This is a genomic window from Lactobacillus sp. PV012 (assembly GCF_014522325.1).
In the GTDB taxonomy this organism is placed as follows: domain Bacteria; phylum Bacillota; class Bacilli; order Lactobacillales; family Lactobacillaceae; genus Lactobacillus.
Map to the genome: position 1 here is coordinate 779582 of NZ_CP041983.1, position 20526 is coordinate 800107.

18 protein-coding genes are annotated in these 20526 nt (G+C 34.2%); 10 read left to right on the forward strand and 8 right to left on the reverse strand.

The window, feature by feature from the left end:
• Positions 1–12: 12 nt before the first annotated feature.
• A complete protein-coding gene (locus tag FP433_RS03900) occupies positions 13–1602 on the reverse strand; it encodes a pyridoxal-dependent decarboxylase (protein WP_265486462.1) in 1590 nt (529 codons plus the stop codon).
• A gap of 217 nt (positions 1603–1819) precedes the next feature.
• Between FP433_RS03900 and FP433_RS03905 the strand changes: the two genes are divergently transcribed.
• Together FP433_RS03905 and FP433_RS03910 are read left to right on the forward strand one after the other, a co-directional pair.
• The gene (locus FP433_RS03905) at positions 1820–2026 is read left to right on the forward strand and encodes a hypothetical protein (RefSeq protein WP_265484560.1); all 207 of its coding nucleotides are present in this window, start codon (positions 1820–1822) and stop codon (positions 2024–2026) included.
• Between the two features lie 101 nt (positions 2027–2127).
• Positions 2128–3468: a dihydrolipoyl dehydrogenase family protein gene (locus tag FP433_RS03910; protein ID WP_265486463.1), complete on the forward strand. Its 1341-nt coding sequence runs from the start codon at positions 2128–2130 to the stop codon at positions 3466–3468.
• 261 nt (positions 3469–3729) lie between these two features.
• Here FP433_RS03910 and FP433_RS03915 read toward each other — a convergent pair whose 3' ends face one another.
• On the reverse strand, positions 3730–4449 hold the full coding sequence (locus tag FP433_RS03915; RefSeq protein WP_265486465.1) for an alpha/beta hydrolase: 720 nt from the start codon (positions 4447–4449) through the stop codon (positions 3730–3732).
• A gap of 74 nt (positions 4450–4523) precedes the next feature.
• On the reverse strand, positions 4524–5582 hold the full coding sequence (locus FP433_RS03920) for an aldose epimerase family protein (protein ID WP_265486466.1): 1059 nt from the start codon (positions 5580–5582) through the stop codon (positions 4524–4526).
• 324 nt (positions 5583–5906) lie between these two features.
• Here FP433_RS03920 and FP433_RS03925 point away from each other — a divergent pair, with 324 nt between their 5' ends.
• Together FP433_RS03925 and FP433_RS03930 are read left to right on the forward strand one after the other, a co-directional pair.
• Positions 5907–6266: a type II toxin-antitoxin system RelE/ParE family toxin gene (locus tag FP433_RS03925; protein ID WP_265484556.1), complete on the forward strand. Its 360-nt coding sequence runs from the start codon at positions 5907–5909 to the stop codon at positions 6264–6266.
• Positions 6266–6541 carry a helix-turn-helix domain-containing protein gene (locus FP433_RS03930; RefSeq protein ID WP_265484555.1) on the forward strand — a complete coding sequence of 92 codons (276 nt, stop codon included), beginning with the start codon at positions 6266–6268 and terminating at the stop codon, positions 6539–6541. Before FP433_RS03925 ends, FP433_RS03930 begins: the two co-directional genes overlap by 1 nt.
• 541 nt (positions 6542–7082) lie before the next feature.
• Here the strand turns inward: FP433_RS03930 and FP433_RS03935 are convergent.
• Both FP433_RS03935 and FP433_RS03940 read right to left on the reverse strand, forming a co-directional pair.
• Complete coding sequence (locus FP433_RS03935) at positions 7083–8366, reverse strand: solute carrier family 23 protein (protein WP_265487250.1); 1284 nt, start codon at positions 8364–8366, stop codon at positions 7083–7085.
• A 140-nt stretch (positions 8367–8506) separates the two neighbouring features.
• On the reverse strand, positions 8507–9838 hold the full coding sequence (locus FP433_RS03940; protein ID WP_265486467.1) for an FAD-dependent oxidoreductase: 1332 nt from the start codon (positions 9836–9838) through the stop codon (positions 8507–8509).
• Positions 9839–10002: 164 nt separating this feature from the next.
• Between FP433_RS03940 and glsA the strand changes: the two genes are divergently transcribed.
• The 6 genes from glsA to FP433_RS03970 all read left to right on the forward strand — a co-directional run bounded on the left by glsA (position 10003) and on the right by FP433_RS03970 (position 17678).
• Positions 10003–10932, forward strand: a complete 930-nt coding sequence (gene glsA, locus FP433_RS03945) for a glutaminase A (RefSeq protein ID WP_265486468.1) — start codon at positions 10003–10005, stop codon at positions 10930–10932.
• A gap of 129 nt (positions 10933–11061) precedes the next feature.
• Complete coding sequence (locus FP433_RS03950; RefSeq protein ID WP_265486469.1) at positions 11062–11814, forward strand: carboxymuconolactone decarboxylase family protein; 753 nt, start codon at positions 11062–11064, stop codon at positions 11812–11814.
• Between the two features lie 232 nt (positions 11815–12046).
• A complete protein-coding gene (locus tag FP433_RS03955; protein ID WP_265486470.1) occupies positions 12047–12955 on the forward strand; it encodes a hypothetical protein in 909 nt (302 codons plus the stop codon).
• A 136-nt stretch (positions 12956–13091) separates the two neighbouring features.
• Positions 13092–15560, forward strand: coding sequence for a hypothetical protein (locus tag FP433_RS03960; protein WP_265486471.1), 2469 nt, complete (start codon positions 13092–13094; stop codon positions 15558–15560).
• A 71-nt stretch (positions 15561–15631) separates the two neighbouring features.
• Entirely contained in the window at positions 15632–16744 is a 1113-nt protein-coding gene (locus FP433_RS03965; protein ID WP_265484547.1) for an NlpC/P60 family protein, read from the forward strand.
• A gap of 61 nt (positions 16745–16805) precedes the next feature.
• Positions 16806–17678 carry a C39 family peptidase gene (locus FP433_RS03970; RefSeq protein ID WP_265486472.1) on the forward strand — a complete coding sequence of 291 codons (873 nt, stop codon included), beginning with the start codon at positions 16806–16808 and terminating at the stop codon, positions 17676–17678.
• An 833-nt stretch (positions 17679–18511) separates the two neighbouring features.
• On the opposite strand, the gene FP433_RS03975 is transcribed toward FP433_RS03970, so the two are convergent.
• The 3 genes from FP433_RS03975 to FP433_RS03985 form a co-directional block, all read right to left on the reverse strand.
• Positions 18512–19195: a DUF554 domain-containing protein gene (locus FP433_RS03975; protein WP_265484546.1), complete on the reverse strand. Its 684-nt coding sequence runs from the start codon at positions 19193–19195 to the stop codon at positions 18512–18514.
• Positions 19196–19273: 78 nt separating this feature from the next.
• Complete coding sequence (locus FP433_RS03980; protein WP_265484545.1) at positions 19274–19714, reverse strand: 8-oxo-dGTP diphosphatase; 441 nt, start codon at positions 19712–19714, stop codon at positions 19274–19276.
• A 129-nt stretch (positions 19715–19843) separates the two neighbouring features.
• Positions 19844–20503: an NAD(P)H-binding protein gene (locus FP433_RS03985; protein ID WP_265486474.1), complete on the reverse strand. Its 660-nt coding sequence runs from the start codon at positions 20501–20503 to the stop codon at positions 19844–19846.
• Positions 20504–20526: the final 23 nt, after the last annotated feature.

A 20526-nucleotide genomic window follows, 5' to 3' on the forward strand; every position in this document is an offset into this window, starting at 1 on the left:
TTAATACACTTTCTATAGAATTTCGTTTAATTTCTTTTCCATTGACTTTGCAATTCCTTTTGAATAGAAATCAAAGAGTTTGTCATCATTCAAGTAAGGTGTCATAATAGCAGCTCTCAAAAGGGTTACTTCACCAACTTTATTCCATTCATCTTCAGTAAAGCCCATCTTTTCAATAAATGGAACAGGAGATTTGCCATAAGTGCCTTTTCTAAAGATAGTATGTGAGGTTAAGAAACGATTTTCGTAAACATGACTGTCATAAAATGAAGAAAAATCAAATACTTTTTCATTAAGGGCATTGGTTTTTGCTAAATCAGTTTCGCCATCAACTTTCAATACCCAATCCACCATATTAAAATCTGGATTATCAAGAGGATAGACACTCACTGTTTTTCCTTTAACATTGAATTTAAGATTACTTAAGAAATCTCTAAATCTCTGGGCTGCTTCCATAGATGAACCTACTAAACGTCCATATCCAGTTACGTTAAGTGGTAGTGTGCGGTGTGCGGCCCAAACTGCAGCTGCAGTAGCACCTGCTTTGGAACCACCAATAATGTACGAACCTAACATATCTGGTAGGGATGCGGTTTTCTTTTCAAAAACATATGGAGCAAAGTAAGAAATGGCATTTCTCATTGCCAGGTGTTTAATTGCAATCCCACCAGCTGCATATGGAACATAACCCATCTTATGAGGGTCAACTGTAACTGATTCTGCCTCTTTAATCGCTTTAAAAGCGTTATAGACATGCTTAGAAATCTTGACAGGATAATTAAAGACATCGTGTTCTTTTAATAAATCTGCTAGTTGATCATATTCAACATAATTGCCATTTTCATCTTTAAATAAAGCTCGACCGTAACCACCGTATGCAGCATCAACGTGAAGGTAGAAGTAGACACCTTGTTTTTCCATTTCTTGCCGGAATTTAACAATTCGGTCTACTTCATCTATTTGACCTTCTTCAGTAGTACCAACTACTGCTACTACTCCTAAAATTGGAATCTTTTTAGCAGCTAAATCTTTGATGGTTTGTTCCAAGACATCAACGTCCATCCTAAAATCACTTTTAACTGGAATTTGGACCATTTGGTCAAGACCCACACCAGAAATATCAAGTGCTTTTAACCAAGAGTAGTGTTTAGTATAAGGAACAATAAATTTACCCAATTTTTGAATGTTTTTACCACTTCTAGAAGAGTGGGCCTTAACTTCAGTAATTTGTTCTGGAGTTAAAGTAGCCATAATTTTTAATACATCTTCAACAGACATATTAAGTAATTCCCATTCGCTCATTCCTTCAACTTTTTCGGGAACTACTTCCTTAAAAGCAAGTGGTAAAGATTTGAATTGACGAGCATACCACATTCCTTCAAGATTTGCCATCGAACCGTCATGAGTAATATGGCCCCAGCCATCTTTATAATCAAATAATTTTGCAAAGTCTTCACCAACTTCTGCTTCCATCTTAGAAGTAGCCATTGAAGATTCAAGGGCAACATTGTTTGAATTCCAAAGCATTGCATAACTATAAGCAATCATTGCAGGAGCTAGGGTATCAGAGTTCATCTGGCCCCAATAACGGCCAGCTGACATCCAAGGAACGGTCCCTGGTCTTAAGCGACGATCTAATTCAGTTAATACTTTATGTTGTCGTTCCTGCGAAACGAAAATTTTTAAATAATAATTTTTCTCTACTACTTATGTGCCATTTTAACAATAAATTTACCTTCCAAAAAAGGGCATATTATTTGCAATTAATCTTAATGAGATTATGCTTAAGGTGTTAGTAAGTTACTGAAAGGAGTCAAAAATGACTAATAAAAAAGATGTAAATTACAAGTCACTTTTTATCGGTGATAAAGCTGAAAATGGTGATAAGTACCTAGATGAATTAACACATTTAATTCATGAACATTTGGGTTGGCGAAAAAATTATCTACCAGGTGATTTACCCGCAATTACTGATGATGACAAGTTAAAACAAGAATATATCGTTTCGCAGGAACAAATAAATTAGCATCTCTAATAAAAGTAAATTTTATTGGGAATGCTTTTATTTTTACAAAAAATAAAAAAGTAGTATGCTAGTCTAAAAACATGCTATGGAGATTAAAAACAATGAAAAAATATGATTATATTATTTTAGGAACTGGTCCTGCAGGATATGCTCTAGCTAAGAAATTATCAGCAGCTGGTAAAAGTATTCTGGCTGTTGAAGGTGGTTTATTTGGTGGTACTTGTCCTAATGTAGGATGTGAGCCCAAAATCTTCTTAGAAGGGACGGTTCACACTGCATTAATGACGCAACAATTAGTGGGACACGGATTAGTACAAGAAGCTAAAATTGACTGGCAGGAATTAATGCAAAATAAAAAGAAACGCTTTGATTCTTGGCCTGAAGAAACAAAAGCTATTTTTTATAAACTAGGCGATGTAGCTGAAGGTTACGGAAAATTTGTTGGCAGTCATACTATTGAAGTTAATGGTGAAAAATATGAAGGCAGTAAAATAATTATTGCTACCGGAGCGCATCCTCACAAAGTTCATTTTCCTGGTGATGAGTTAACTCATACCTCTACAGATGTATTATCTTTAGATAATCTCCCTAAGAAAACAACAATTATTGGTGGTGGCTATATTGGTATGGAACTGGGAACTTTTTTAGCTGCAGCTGGTAGTGAGGTGACTATTTTAGTACGTTCAGATAGAGTCTTACGTAACTTTTATCATGATTATACTGTGCAACTCGTAGATGAAATGGAAAAAAGAAATATTCATATTCGTTTATTTACAGAGATAGCTACCCTAGAGAAGACGACAAATAAAAAAGAATTAATAATTACTACTAAAGATGGTTCAAAAATTGAAACGAATTATGTTATAGATGCTAGTGGACGACAACCTAACGTAGAAAGACTTAACTTAGATGAAGTGGGAATTAAGTATTCACAGCATGGAATTGAGGTAGATGATCACTTAGAGACTAGTATTAAAGGGATATATGCCATGGGGGATGTAACTAGCCAAAAACTTCCAAAATTAACCACTGTTGCTGAAAGTGAAGCTGACTATCTCTTTAATTTACTTGAACAAAATATCAATATTCCTTACTATAAGCCAGCCATTGGGACAGCAGCCTTTACTTTTCCTGAAATTGCCCAAGTAGGCCTTAATCCAGAGCAGGCTAAACTTTCTTCAAGTCAATATAAAATTGAAGAACATAATCTGCAAGGTAGTAGTCTTTATGCTGGACTTAATGAAAAGCCAGCAAAATTAATACTAGTGTTTGACAAACATAATAAATTAGTTGGAGCAAGTGAAATTTCAGCAACTGCTGCTGATGATATTAATAATTTTGTACCAATTATTGGACTAGGATTAACTAAAGAAGAATGGGTTAAAAAGGTTATCCCAATCTATCCAGCACTTGCTGATAAAGTTGGTGGTTTTCTGAAGTAAAACTACTAATCTTTTATGAATTAAAACATTAAAAAACCAGGGTAGTCAAAGTACCCTGGTTTTTAATACATATTCTAAGAAATGAGCTAATTTATTTAATGACGGTGTTGAGTTTGAGGCTTTTTAGCGGGCTTGCTTGCGTAATAAAGACCACCCAATAAGACAATAACACCAATGATTTGTGTTGACATAATTTTCCTCCCAAACTTACTTTATGTAAGTATAATAACAACTTATTAAAAGTAAGTCAAGTAAATAACTTTATTTTTTTACCTTATCTAGCCATTTAATTAATAAGTTTGCAACTTCTTTTTGCTGAGTAGCATTAGAAATTGTAGTGTTGCCATCACCTTTTTGCTTACCATAAGAGCCAAATCCGGCATGGTTTCCTCCCTTAATTGAGGCAAATTTGGTATTGGTAGGTAAATATTTCTTGTTTACTTCATAATTTTTCCAATTCAATACTTTGTCATTGGTGGCTGTAATTGATAGGACATCTAAATTTGTTTTATCTAATCTACCTTTTTCATCAGCATAAGCGCCAAGTAAAAATAGGCCACGTAAATGTTTGTTATGAGAATTATGAGCATAGCGACTTGCCATTGCACCGCCTAGAGAGTGACCTCCAACAACGTAATTTTTATTTTTACCAGCTAAATTATCAGCAGCATTTTGATTGAAAAATGCCATATTTAAAGGAAAATGAACAATCTTAACCGTATAACCGGCTTGCGCAACTTGCTTAGCCCAAATTGAGTAAGAATCAGGCTTAACCATTGCTCCTGTATAAAAAATTACTGTCATTTTGTTGTGCTTTGCCTTAAAGACAGTAGCCTTATTAATAACTTGGCTACTCTTAGCGGCTTGTTGCGCTGCTGCAGAAGGTTGGTAAGTAGAAAAATGAATGTAAGTGGCAGCGGCAATTAAAATAATGGCAATAATGCTGATCACTGTAATAATTATTTTTTTAAAAGTCTTCATATTCAATACTCCTATGTTTCATCCTTTTGATTTTAATTATAGCTAAACAGATGAAATTAATTGAGCAAAAAAACTTAGCTTTTGCTAAGTTTTTGGCCAGGGTATTCAATTTCGTATTTTATCCAGTGATGGACGGGTGCTAAGGGTCTCATGGTAATATCACCAAATTCGGGATGGTGAGGTGCATCGGGAAGAGTTTGAGCCTCCAATGCAAGAGCAGCCCAAGAACACCCTGGATGATTAAGCTTTACTGTATTTGGCAAACCATTTGCACTAAACATTACTAAAGCATTACGGTCAGAGTACATTCTCATCTTTAAATTAGTAACCGGATTAGCTAAACTAGCTATTTCTTTACCAGCATAAGTAGAGCTTGGAGCGACTACAAAAAAGTCATCAAAACCTTTTTCAGGAGTTTTATTCATTTCAGTCAAGGCGTTCTCTAGTCTTTGTCCCTTTTTAAAGTCGTAAGCATTGGTATTTTTAACTAATTCTCCTGTAGGAATCTTTTCTTTGTTAACAGCTAAGTGATAGTCTGAGTTGATAGTTAAAATTTGTTTTTCAATTGTTAAGTCAGTTTCGCTTAAGTTCCAGTAAGTATGACTTGTAGGATTAAAAAGGGTAGGTGCGTCAGTTTGACCGTAGAGATCAATTGTAACACTATCATCATTTCTCAAGGTATAAACCACATAAATGTCTGTATTAGCTGGCATCCCGTCAGCGGTAGGAGAATAATTATTATGCAAAATTAAATGAGCGGAATTTTTATCAATCTCTGCTTTAACATCCCAAAAATGATTTTGCCAACCTTGAGATCCACTGTGAATATTGTTATTGCCTTCATTTTTTTCAAGACTATATTCTTTACCATCAATTGAAAATTTAGCTTGATCAATTCGATTGGCAACTGGTCCAATTAGTTGACCAATACTATAACCAGCATCTAAGTAGTCTTCGATTGAATCAGCAGCTAGTAACATATTAAAGTGATTATTGTTACTTGGAATACTGTATTGTTGCCAAATACCACCGTAATTTAGGACGCTAATTTTTACATTGTTATCATTACTAATCGTATAACGTGTAACATCCTGATCATTTACTTTGCCAAAAGAATCTTCAAAAAATTCCATTTTATCCTCCTTAAAATTTGAAAACGTTTACAAATATAATTGTAGCACTTTAAGATTAATAAAAAAAGAATAAGCAAGTGAAGGGGCTAATTTGAAAAATAATTTAAACTATTTAGAAACTTGTATAGCTTCTAAGCAGAATACTTTTTAAGTCAGATTGTTTGCACTATAGAGTCTTAATTTTGCAACACTCTTTTGCGTTGTCTTTTTCTAAGTTTCAAAGCAAAATTGATAATATAATAAATTATTTACTAAACTAAATAGGCTCAGTTGCATAGGATTATAGAATGTGCATCTTTATAGCATATCTGCTATAATAGGGATATGAAAAAATTTGAATTTAGCTATTATAACGAAAAAGAATTCGAAGAGTTTTTAGATAAACTGCCAGTTAAAGAAATGGAAAAATTAATTCTTCGTATTTCTAACATTGAAGAAGCAGGTTTTAGAATTTCTAGTAGACAAAAGTGGACAAAAAAATTAGTAGGATATGTTAATTTATTAGAAATTAGATCTAATTTTTCTAATGACATAATTAGAGCATTATTTTTTCACAGCTCGACTGGTCAATATGTGATTACCCATGCCTTTAAGAAAAAATCACAAAAAACACCACTATCAGAAATAAATAAAGCTCTTTCAAGAATGAAGGATTATGAGAAGAAAAATGGAGGAAAAGACTAATGAGTTTTGCAGATAGATATATTGCTAAAAAAATAAAAGAAAATCCAGCCCTTAAATCTGAATTTGAACAAGAAGATTTGAATTTGAAAGCAAGTATTCTAGTGAGAGATATGCGAGATGATCTCGGAATGACGCAACAAGAATTTGCAAATTATATAGGTAAACCTCAATCGACTATTAGTCGAATTGAATCAGCTTCAATGAATGTAAGTATGGGATTACTTTCTGAAATTGCAAGGGCAGCGCACAGGCAAATTAAGTTAGTTTTAATTTAGAGGATTCCAGTGCAGATTGGGGTCATCGAGACTACCTAGAGGACTGTCAATCGGATTAGCATTAACGACTGATAAACATTACTATGAAAATGCAGTGTCGCTTTTAATGTTGAAGGCAATCACTAATAATAGTGTAAAACTATTATACGAGTTAAATCTTAAGCTAAAAGTTATTAGTATATTACTGATAACCTTTTAGCTTATTTTTAATTTTTTGCAATTCACCCACAAAGAAAATTTTTTCTAAAATAAGAATCAAGAGTTAATGCAACTCAAAATTTTAGAAAGGAAAGTTACTAGAGATGAAACAAGTAAGAAAAAAGAGGAAGCTAATTTTAAAGCTCCTCCAAATATAGGAAGCTTAATTGACTAGTGCTTTAAGCATAATCTTCCCAGCTTTTAAGGTACTGGTCAAAAAGCCTTTGCGATCAATAATGTGGACTTTATCTAGACTTCCCAATCTATAATCCAGTTTCAAGTAATGCACAATAAAATCCCGAGATTTCTTTCCGGCAATCTCGGGATTTTATTTTATTTCATCCTATTCACTTACTTCATTTGCGGCTTTTTTAGGTAAAATCCAATTTAACAACATCCCCATGATGGTACATAAAGCAACTGCAGTTAACTGGAAATTACCAATTTGTAGATAAGTCCCACCGATTCCAATTACCAAAATTACTGAAGCAATCATCATATTTCTTTTTTTACTAAAATCGATTTTGTTATCTACTAAAATCTTTAAACCACTTGAGGCAATCGTTCCAAATAATAAGAAAGAAATTCCTCCGATTACTGGCATGGGAATGGTATCAATTAAGGCAGCTATTTTTCCAACAAATGAAAAGATAATTGCTAATCCAGCTGCACTAGCTAAAACCCAGACTGAGTGAATTTTCGTCATGGCTAAGACACCAATATTTTCTCCGTAAGAGGTAGTAGGAGGACCACCAATAAATCCAGCAATAATTGTCGAAAGTCCATCGCCCATCAAGGTACGATGTAAACCAGGATTTTTAAAGAAATTACGTTTGGTTAAAGAGTTAAGCACCATGATATGACCCATGTGTTCACTCATTGTTACAAAAGCAATTGGCGCCATCGTCAAAATAGCTGCCGGATAAAATTTTATTTTATAAGAAATCCCTGGTAAATCTAAAGCTGGCCAAGAAAACCAAGCTGCTTTAATTACTGGGGTGAAATCGACAATCCCTACCAAACATGAAAGCAGATAACCAAAGATAATTCCTAATAGGATAGAAACTAAGGCAGTAAATCCTTTGAAAAACATTTGGAAGAACAAAGTAACCGCTAAGGTAAAAATAGCAATTCCAAAAAATTTTAGGTCATATTTTGAATTATTGAGCATGGCATCATTAGCAGCAGTTGTTGCAAGTGATAACCCAATGACAATAATTACTGGTCCCACTACAATTGGCGGTAAAACTTTGTCTACCCAGCCAGAACCGATTTTTGCTACTACGAAAGCTACAATTACGTAGACAATACCAGCAGCGATCGCTCCTTGAGCAATGGCTGGATAGCCATCTGCTTTCATTAACGCTTGCATTGTGGCAATATAAGCAAAACTTGATCCTAAATATGCCGGAATTTTAAAGCGAGTTAATGCCATGTGCACTAAAGTTCCAACTCCTGAAGATAGGAGGGCAATGCTGGGACTAAGTCCTACTAAAATTGGTACTAATACTGTTGAGCCAAACATTGCAAACAAATGTTGTAAAGCAAGTAATAATCCCTGTCCAACTTTGGGCTTCTCATTAACATCTAGTAACGCATCTGGATTGCGAAATTCCTTTTTCACTATAACCTCCCTATAATAAAAAACGACTCACCCTAATCTGTAAGGACTAAGGAAAAGTCGTTTCTGACAAAAATTAGTCCTACAAGACTAATTTACCTTAAATTGTCTAATATTAAACATGTAATAAAAGGACTTGTCAAGGACTATTTTTTGAATAAATCATTAAAAGCTTCACTCATTGTAGGATGAGTATAAATTTGATCACGCAAGACTGTGTAAGGAATATGCATCTTCATAGCTAGTGAAATCATATTAATCAATTCATAGGATTCAATTCCATATAAAGTTGCCCCAATAATTTCGTTATTAGTAGGGCTAACTAAAGCTTTGAATAAACCTTTAGGATTTTTAGCAACGTGAGCCTTAGGAATTGCACTAACTGGTAAAGTAAAGAGTTCGTAAGGGATGTTTTGCATTTTAGCTTGTTTTTCATTTAAACCAACTACAGAAAGAGCTGGGTCAATAAAAACGCTGTAAGGAATAACCTTACGGTCTTCTGTTGAACGAATTTTGCTACCAAAAAGTTGATCTTTAATAATTCTAAAGTCATCCAAAGAAATATAAGTAAATTGTGGACCACCTTTAACATCCCCAATTGCCCAAACATTAGGAACAGTAGTTTCGAGATACTTATTTACGACAATGGCACCACGAGTGTCAGTCTTAATTGATGTACTTTCCAAATTTAAGTTTTGGGTATTAGGAGTGCGGCCAGTAGCTACTAAGATACGCTCACCATCAACAACATGAACACCTTCTGCATCATTAAAGATTACTTGAGCACGCTCTTGTTGATCAACAATTTTTTCTAATTCAACACCTAATTTAAAGCTAACTCCTAAGTCTTCCAAGTCTTGTTTAACTAACTTGGCAATGTCGTCATCTTCTTTTGGTAAAAATTCACTGTTATGATCTAACACAGTTACATGAGAGCCATACTTAGCAAACATTGCGGCAAACTCTAGACCAATGTAACCACTACCAATAATTACTAGTTCTTTTGGAAGGCTCGTTTGATCCATAGCGGCGGTTGAATCCAAAATGAAGCGACTTTCCTTTAAACCAGGGATGTCTATCATTCTTGGCTTAGAACCAGTATTAATAAAGATTCTCTTACCTTCAAAATTCTTAGTACCTAATTCAGTTTCTACAGCAATAGTGTGGTCACCAGTAAAGTGTGCTGTTCCATCTAAAACAGTAACTGTCTTTTCATCAGCTAACATATGATAGTTTTTGTTGCGAAGCATGGCTGTCATTTGGTTTTTGTTAGTGACTGCGTCCACATAATCCATTCCATTTCCCGCTTCAATAATTAGGCGTTTGGAAGGAAGACAGGCGATATTAATACAAGTTCCACCATACATTTGATTGCTTTTTTCGATTACCAGAACTTCTTGTCCTTGGCTTGCTAAAAATTTAGCTAAGGTTTTACCACCTTTACCAAAACCAATAATAATATTTTCTACTTTTTGCATGATAATCCACCTCGTTATCTTTTTACTTTAATTATATTAGAAAATTATCATCTTGCCACTTTAAATGCTTATTTTTTATAAGTAAATTAAGTGCTTTTAATTGGCTTTTTAAGAAAAAGCGCTATGATTAAGCTAAAAGTATAGTGTGATAGAAAGGTTTAAAGATGAATTTAGATTTAAATAATTTAATTAAAGAAAATCTCCCTAAACAAACACAAGGAAAAGTAGCAAGTTATATCCCAGCACTAGCGGAAGTCAATCCTAATCAGCTCGGAGTTGCTTTGTATGATTTAAAAAATAAAGAGATCATTCAAGCAGGAGATAGTGATGTTCGTTTTGCGATTGAAAGTATTTCTAAGGTAATTACTTTATTGTGGGCCATCAAAAAGTTGGGGATGCAAGAAGTATTTACCCACGTTGGCTCACGTCAAACAGGCTTTGCCTTCAACTCAATCTTAAATATGGAAATTAATAAGCTCAAACACCCAATGAACCCATTTGTTAATGCTGGTGCCATCATGACTACTTCATTAATTGTTGAAGATAAAAAAAGAGATCCTGAACCTTTTGCAGAGATCTTGGATTTTGCTCAAGAAATCTGTAATGACCCTGATTTATATTTAGACGATGTTATTTACCATTCTGAAAGAAGAACTGGTAATCTAGACCGTTCGTTAGCTTATTACATGAAATCAAAGAATATGATGATTGCGGAAGTTGAACCAAGCCTAGATACATATTTTGAGCAATGCTCAATGATGGTAACTGCTAAAAGCTTAGCTAATTTAGGAGCTGTCTTAGCAAATGATGGAATTAAACCTTGGGATGGTGAAAGATTAATTTCTAGTGAAAGTGCTACTTATACTAAATCCTTAATGATGACTACAGGATTATATAACCAATCTGGAACCTACTCCCGCTTAATTGGTGTTCCTACCAAGAGTGGAGTAGGTGGTGGCTTAGTATCAGCTGCACCTCATGAATATGGTATCGGTGTCTTTAGTCCTGCTTTAGATAAAGAGGGTAACAGTGTAGCCGGTCTAGGTTTATTACAAGATATTGTTGATGGACTAGGATTGGACATCTTTAAATAAAGAATTATATTTATTCATTTTAAGCATTAATTTTGAAGAAAAATAAGCATTTCACATAGTAGAAACTTATTACTAAAATGAATTAAAGCAATCGAATAATGTAATTACTTTTAAGGAAGGATGTTTCTAATGACAGAAATACACCAAACTGCAGGAAGAGATCAATTAGGTAAATTTGCACCAGAATTTGCTCATTTTAACGATGATGTATTATTTGGAGAAAATTGGGCTAATGATGATATCAGTCAAAAAACACGCTCAATTATTACTATCTCTGTCTTTTTAGGCCGTGGACTAGTTGATTCATCATTAAAATATCATCTTCAAACTGCTAAGAATAATGGAATAACTCGTAAAGAAATTGCTGCAATTATTACTCATGCTGCGTTTTATGCAGGCTGGCCTGTAGCTTGGGCTGCCTTTAATATGGCTAAAGAAGTATGGGCAGATGAAAAGACTGATGACGAAAAAGCAGCTTATCAAAATACGATTATTTTTCCAATTGGCGAATCAAATGATGCTTATGCAAAATACTTTACTGGTCAAAGTTATTTAGCACAAATTACTGATGATGCTTTTCCAATTAGTAATGTAACTTTTGAACCTGGGGTTATTAATCATTGGCATGTTCACCATGCTTCTAAAGGTGGCGGTCAAATGTTAATTGCTGTTGGTGGTCGTGGTTATGTGCAACTTGAGGGACAAGACCCTGTTGAATTAAATCCTGGAGATAGTTTCTTTGTACCAGCTAATACTAAACACTGGCATGGAGCTGCACCTAACTCATGGTTCTCACACTTAGCCTTTATGGTTCCGGGAGAAGACATGAGCAATGAATGGCTTGAACCAGTAGATGAAGAGTTTTATCGAAAATTGAAGTAATAACGAAGTAGAAAAAGAGGTTGTATTCAAACTATGGAATATAGCCTCTTTTATTATGAGAATGAAGGGAAAGTAAAAATAGCAGTGTTCATAAAGGGATGCTCTAGTACATTAAAATTTCGATTTAGAAGATGGGCTATTTTCAATTACACTCCATGATAAAATACCTTGTGTAAAGAATGAAAAAGTTATTTAAAACACAAACTACCCAAACACTAATGGAGGTTTAAAAATGAAAATTAAAAATGTCGTGAAAAAAGTTACTATTGCAGCCATGCTGGCTACGCCTGCACTCGGCGCTTTCTCTCATTCTGCCGCCCTAGCTGCTAGTTGGGTGCCTAACTCCAAATACTATAAATCCTATAATGACGATGATGATATTCCTGATCAAGACGTTTATGATACTTATGATGGTGCCTCTTATCGCAACTTCAAACGCCGCAGCGCTAATATCTATGTCAAAGATAAGTCTATTTTGCCCGCTGTTAAAAAGGCCATCAAACTCTGGGCTCCTAAGTTTAAATTTAAGTTAGTTAAGTCTGCTAAACATGCTAGCCTTAACTCTGCTAAATATGCTAATATTGTGGTTTATGATAATAATAACGCCGAAGTAAACAAACATATTATGATAAATGGAAAGCCAGCAATGGGCGATGGAGGTAGTGCGGGTATTAGTTCAACCCGTGTATACGAGAATAAAAATCCTGAAGTAATTAAGTACCTCCATGGTAGTAAATATCAAGCTTATGCAGAAATGCACCTTACTCCTAAACGAGTTGAGTTTCTTAAGAAAAATCCCGGCTGGCAAAACTCTAGCATGTTTAAACCTAAAGATTGGAAAAAGAAAGCCTTTGTTAATCATATGAACCTTGTTGTATGGTCAAAAACTTTAACTGCACAAGGTAAAGTCAATGCCGTTGCCCAACAATTAGGTGAAGCCATTGGGTTAGGATATTATGATAAAACTCTTCCAAATGCCGCTGGAGAAGTAGATGATCTCATGTTCGCTGGTGAATATAATTATAATAAAAATTGGCGAGTAACCCAAAGTGATCTAGATCACATCGATTGGATTTATTCACACCCTTACGCTGGTGACTACAACACTGTGGTTAATAGTTCAAGCGCTTTTGGACTTTAAGATTATTTATAAGCATCCCTCTGGGATGCTTTTTTGTTGCTCAAAAAAATAGCTTAAACTTTTTTTGTCACTTTCATAACACGCCTTAAAAATTCTTTATACTAATTACAATCTCAAATAGAAAGGTTGTAATTATGTGAAAAATCGAAAACGTTTTCAAAAATTTATGTTAAGTGCTGTTGCACTAACAACTTTAATTCCTTTTACTTCTTCTGCGGGTATTGTGCAGGCCAGATGGAATAAACCCTGGCATACCCGTTATGGACTAAATCAAATTAATATTCGTGCCGCTTACGGCGAACTCAATGCCAAACATAATAATGGCAAAATCGCCATTCATGAAGGTTCTAAAAATGGTAATAAACTTTCTGCTTGGGCGGCCGAGGGATCTACGACAAGCTCTAAGTCTAAGAAAAAAATTCCCAATACTACAGGTTTCTTAGTAGAAAATAAAGGTCTTAGTGGTCAACCATTTGGAGCGGCTGCCAAAAATTGGAGTAGATCTGATGAAGGTGATCCAAAAAACATCAAAAAGGGCGATCACCATTACTGGTATATTTACACCTTCCCTAATGGTGACTACAGTAAAAATCACGGCCAAATTGGAATGTTTTACAAAAATGCTTTAACTTATTATCCAAATAAAAATGGTAAGAAAGTGAAGTTAAATGCCCGCATTGTTTGGAATGGTGATTATCACTATCAGTATAATAAGAAAACAATGCCTAACCTCAATATTCACTTTGACTCAAAGCATTTAGCTGTTAAAGAGCCATATGGTGGTGAAGGTAACTTTTCTTTACTCTTGACTCGTGCAGATAATGACCAACCATTTGCCGTTAAAAGTGAGTTAACTCAAACCGATGTGGATGCTGAACAAGGACTAATTTTTAATGCACCAAATTATATTCTTGTTAGCAAAAATACCAAATTAAATGCTGGGGTTCAGACTAGTTGGGCCGGAACTGGTATCCAAAATGGTGTTGCTCGCATCTTCGGGGATTATGCCGAAGTGTTAACAGATAAAAAGACTGGTAAGAATTTACGTCAAGGGACTGTTTGGAAATATGATCCAGATGGTAGATTTTCTTACATTCCTAAGAAAAGTAGCAGTGAATACAATGTAACCTTTGTTCATGATTATGACAACGAAGCCTATGAAGCACCTAAGCTTGGGAGTTGGGCAAAACCTGCTTCGATTAATTTCCTTAATAAACATAAAATAGCAGTTGGGAAAATTAAACATGTTGCCGCTCACAAAGATACTAAGGGAAACTATACCGATCACGCTCAAGCAGACTACTTTGGCTTCGATTTTGACAAAGGGACTATCGTTCCTTACGATATACCAGTTGACAAGTGGGTCTCTAAAACCAAAAATAACTTTACTAAGCACTCAACTAAAGAAACAATCAATGACACTGGAACTGCTTATTTTGACATTCACACTAGCTTAAAAGCACCCTCAAGTGCTTTAGTTAAATCTGGTAACACTGATGAAAACTATAATGCACTTCCTCTTGCAGCAGCCATCAATGATAAAGATGACCCTTACATGGTGGGTGTTAAAAAATCTAAACATGCTAAACAACAGCTTGTGTTAACCGACTACGTTGATCCTAGCTTAAAAGTAGTTAATGCCAAGGTGTATGAAAGTGAGTGGGACGATAAGTACGGTAGGAAACTTAAACCAGCAACAAAAGCTTTTACCCTTCAATACGATAAACAAGGACTCAACAAACATAAAGGTTACACTGTAGTTGAAGCTAAGATGACAGATAAGGCTGCTGAAGCCACTTCTGATGCTTGGCACAAAAACTACCACTTAGTTATTCAAGTTAAACCTAAACCTGATCAACAACCTGCAGAAGGTAGTATCTACAGCGGTTCTACGGTTGTTAACAACCAAGCATGGTTAAACGGTAAAGACAGTGGTGCAAAAAGTAAACTTATCGTTAAATACAACCACACTGATACAACCACTAAAGGTGACTCGAAAAACGGTTTAACTGCTCACAAGTATGTTTACGCAGCCGATCCAAAGGATCCAACTAAAGCTAAAGATACTGGTGCAGCAGACATTCATGAACAAACCGTTTATCCAAATCAATACTTATATTACCGGTTGCGTTTCAAGCTCAATAACTTTACCCAAGTAGAGAAAAAAGACGGGCACAAGTTAACCAGTAGCGACGGGCAAAAGCTGGTAGATGACAAATATACTGACTTTACCATTCACGACACGCTCGACGATAAGTTTAGAACTAAACTCGACAGTAGTGGTGATGCTGCGGTTGACCATGTGCAAGTTAGCTTAGATCCAAAAGATTTTAACAATAACTCTGCAACGCACGGTGCAACTATCAATGGTAACAAGTTAAGTATTAAGATCAACAAGGACAGCGGTAAAGACAAAGATAAAGACAAAACCATGCTTAAAGAGCTTTCTAAGAATGGTGGTACAATCTGGGTGCAATACCGCGTTCAAATTAGACCTAATGAGGTCGGCGCAAATGCTAATAAGTACTTGAAGCCACTTAACTTACATTACGAAGATAATGTTTATTTAATTGGCCAATTTATCATTATGAACTTGCTGAATTAGTGATACTTAGTATTGACGTAAACAAGTAAAATATGACAAAATAATTGATGAATTATTACTAGGAGAAAAATATGAAAATAAAAACAAAGTTTACTGCAGCTTTTGCGGCAACTTTATTAAGCGCAAGTTTTTTAACTGTAAATGTTAAAGCAGCAGATATTGATATCAATAGTCAATCAAATAGTTCAGATAAAACTATTCAAACGGTAGAAACACCAGTAAAGAAAGTTAGCTACTTTAAATCTAATCCTAAAATTATTCAATTAAAGAAGGAAACTACTCTTTACAAAGATGCAGCTTTGGCTCATCCTGATCATAAGGCTAAAAAGAACTATCACTACTTGATTTCCTTATTGAAGACTAATAATGATGGTAGTAAGATATTGAAAACTAATTCTGGTCTTTATATTTCTGCAGATACATCCCTTTCTAAAAAGATAAAAGGTTACCAAAATCCAAAGAAATATCATCAAGTACATTATACTCAACTCAAGCCTTATGGTAAGGTGGGTTACACCTTATCTCGCGGTTATGAGGGTATTAAGACTTGGAAAGTTATGCATAAGATGGGTACTTGGGCAGGGACTAATTACTATAATCAAGCTACTTATAACGCAGTTAAAAATTTCCAACGTAAGCATGGCTTAAAGGTTACAGGTAGTGTTAACTTAAAGACTTGGCAAAAAATGGGCTTTTCTAAAAAGGAATGGTATGACATTGATAGTTATGTAGCTCCACTTGGTGCTAAAGCATGGCAGGATAGAAGTGGCCATATCGAAGCAATGATTAAACAAGCTTATAAGTACATAGGTAAGCCATGGCTTGCTGGTTGTTCTTCAAGTCCAGCTTATGGTGTTGATTGTTCAGGACTTGTAATGCAAGCATTGTATGCTGGTGGTATTAGTCCAGAGCCAACAAGTTCAATAGGTCATGCTCATCCTGGTAACGAATGGAATTCACGTAACTTATGGGCAGATAAGAAATTAAAGAAAGTCTCTTACTCTAGCCGGAAACGTGGTGACTTAGTATTTTATTACCAACCGGGTACTCATACTATTTGGCACGTTGCAATTTATTTAGGTAATAATAAGGTAATCGAAAGTTGGCCACCATCTGTAATGGTTCAGCCAATTGTTAATGGTCAACGTAATGTAATTGCCGGTATTAAACGTCCGTTTATCTAGAAATAAAATGTATCAAAAATATTGGTTTTTGATACATTTTTTATGAGGAACTAAATTAAGAATGAAATTAAAATACAAATTATTAGCTGCAGCAGCTATTACAATAGGATTAAATGCTAGAAATTCCCAAGTTATTTTGGCAGCAACTGACAATAATATTGAGAAAAATTCGCAAACACAAGCAAATCCAACTTCACAAGTCTCACACTGGCAGACAGTCAATGGTAAAACTTATTATGTGAAAAATGGGAAAAACCTCAAAGGTTATCGCCAAATTGATGGTAACTGGTATGTTTTCAATAAAAAGGGTGAAGTCTGCACTGGTGTACATCAAATTCCACATACCAAGATTTTAGGCTATTTTAATAATCAAGGTCATCGCATTTTCTCTAATGTAACTGTCGGTAAAGTAAAGTACTGGATTAATAAAAAAGGGACGATTGTTGGAGTTAAGAATAATGCCAAAGTAGTTTCTCAACTTCCTGAAATGCCTACTGGCTGTGAAATAACCGCTGTAACGATGATGCTCAACTATGCAGGAGTTAATGTTTCAAAATTCAAAGCAGCTAAGATAATGCATTATAGTTTTAATCCTAACAAAGGATTTATCGGTTCGCCTTATAAAAAATGGCCTTTGGGATATTGGGTAGCTCCTGATGGTGTTAAGTCAGTAGTTAAACATTATCTCGGTACCTCCAAAGTAATGACTAGGACAAGTATGGCCGGAATTAAGAATAAGTTAATTCGCTCACATCTTGTTGTAGCATGGGTTGGAAACTTTGACGGCTTTTCTAATCATGCAATCACATTAACTGGTTATCATGGTAAAACTTTGTATTACAACGATCCTTGGACTGGTACTAAACGTTCCATTGGTGAAAATTCATTTATGTTACATTGGGAAAAGGATGCTAAAAGGGCATTAAGTTATTAAAAGGACCGGGGTAGGTCCTTTTTTTGCTTTAATCCATTACTCCAGTTAATTTTGGTACTTTAATTGCTATTAGGCATGACATTTAAAATTTAGACTTTTTGCCTCGTTCATTAGTACCGATAATATTTTTATTGGTAAAAGTATAATTTAGAAGGATACCTATTCTCCTCTTTTGCAAGGGAAGAGTCAAAAGAAGAGTTTTAGATATAATGATTAAGTTTAATGCTATATATTATTGAATATTATATATTAAATATATATGTGTGTATCATAAATATATGGAATATAAATTTTAAGACTAATAAATTTATCTATTAAACACTGAAGTTTATTTTATTAATCAATTTTAACCAGTACAAAGTTTTAATTTAAGCCTATGAAGATCGATGAAAAATCAGTATCTAAAAAGCTAGCCAGCCATAGGTCGGGACTTATGAATTTATTGTGATGGGATCCAAGATAGTTTAATAAAAGCAACAATTAAATAAAATGATTTTATTAGGAGAGATTTTCCGGAGATGAGTCGAGTAGAAAATAAATTTGTCACTAAAACAAATAAAAATTAAATGGCAAAATTAGATAAGTGAAGACATATTTATATAGATAAATAATAGCAGCTCTATTCTTTTCATTATTTAACTTTACATAATATCGATTATAGGAAATTGTATAAAATTTAGTTTCTAATCTCCTTTTGGCTATTTTGGAGAGATTTATTATTTATCTTTTGGATTTAAAAATTCGTCATTATAAAAAATGCATCCTTTCAAAGAGTTTGTAGCCAGAAGAAATGCATTTATCAAAATTTATTTTTATGAGATTCAATCTTTTCCCTAAATTATACTTTTCCCAATAAAAAAGATAATTGGTACCAATAAACTTGGTAAAAAATTCAAAGTTTTTATATCGCGCAACTTTAAAAGTACAATTCCAGTAATTGTAATCAAAAATCCTCCTACAATTGAAATTTCTGTAATTAATGGCCCACTAAAAAAAGAAGCTGATAAATACTTTGCCACTAAATAGATTCCTCCTTGCCAACAGAATAAAACTGGCGCACAAATCAACATTCCCCAACCAAAACTAGCTCCAAAAATAGTTGAAGATACAAAATCTAAAGTAGCATTTGTAAATAGCATGGTATGGTCTCCTTTAGCGGCTGCCATAACAGGACCTACAATTGATAAGGCTCCGATGCAATATAATAAAATTCCAGTTGCAATTCCTTCACCGGTAGAAGCTTTGCCTCCAAAACGATCAATTAAATTGTTATAATGCTTATTTAAGTCAAGCCAATTTCCAAACAAAGCACCTAGTGCCAAACTAACAATAAATAAGACGGGATACTTACTTTTAGGAAGATTGTTAATTACATTTTCTAAACCAATGCCCAAAGCTGCTAACCCCATGGCAATGTATAGAGCATCTTCATATTTATCTTTAAGGCCATTTTTTAGAAAGCATCCAATTGTTGTTCCAACTAAAATTGCTCCTGTATTTACTATTGTCCCAATCATACTTTTCCTCTTTTAATAATAAATTAAATCTCTTTAGATAGATCTTCTTTTATTAACAGTACAAAGAAAAGATCCTACTCAAAATAGTTCATCCCTCTCACCATCTAATAAATGTTCACTAATCTTTTCATCAAAATAAACTGGTAAATCATGATCAAAATTATATGCTAGTTTCGAATGGAGTAATTTATCCTTTGTCATCCAAGTTAGAGTCCCTTCTTCACTTTCCTGTAAATTACCACTGAATTTTGTTGCAGTATAAAAGAATACTAAATAGCGTTGTTGGTTAGCGTCATAAAACTGCTTAACGCCTACAAGTTTAGGAGCTTCAATAATTAAACCGGTTTCTTCTTTAACTTCACGGATTACTGAATCATGAAATGACTCATGAGCTTCAACGTGGCCACCTGGAAAAGTTAGTCCTGGCCAGACTGGATCTTTTCGATCTAAAACTAATATTTTATCTTTGTTCTTGATCATACACATGTTTGTTAAAGTAACTGATTCAGTTCTACTCATTAAATTGCCCTACTTTCAAAAATTTACGTCTTGTATTTAATTATAACTTTTTTCATTTCATAGTCTAAAGGAAATAAAAACACTATTGCTACAAATCTAAGCAATAGTGTTTTATTATCTTCACAAATTTTAGTAAACAGGTCTAGGAGAACCTTGAGTAGCTTCATCAGCAAAGCCAATACTCTCTCTACTGTATTTTTTAGGATCTTCAATAATTTCTACAATTAACTTTGCGCAGCTCTTTCTTGAGACAGAGACACCAATATACTCTTCACCCTTGTGAGTAACAGTATAATTAGTATCATTCCGATCATTAAGCCAAGCTAATCGAAGTACTGTATAATCTAAATCTGATTCTTCAATATACTTATCAGAAAGTACAACTGCATCAGTTGCTTTAACTTTTCCGCCAAAACAAACTTCTCGGTTATATGAACCAAATGGCTCAGGTACTTTGTCATAAATTCCAAGAATATTTGAAGAAATTAAACGTTTAACGCCTTCTTCATCCATAATTTTAATAATATCTTGGGTAAGCTTAGCTTCTGCACTATGATCTACAAAAGCCACATAGACAATATCTTGTCCTTTAATTGCTTTACGCAAATCGTCTGGATTATTAGCATCCCCATCAATAATGGTCACTCTGGGATTATCTGCTAAATCAGCAAGACGAGCAGAATTCCTTAAAAATAGGGTTAACTCAATATCATTAGTATCTTTTAAAATTTTTTCTTCTACTAAGCGAGCAATTTGTCCATTTGCTCCAATGATTGCTACTTTAGTCATTTTACTTTACTTCCTTTCAATAC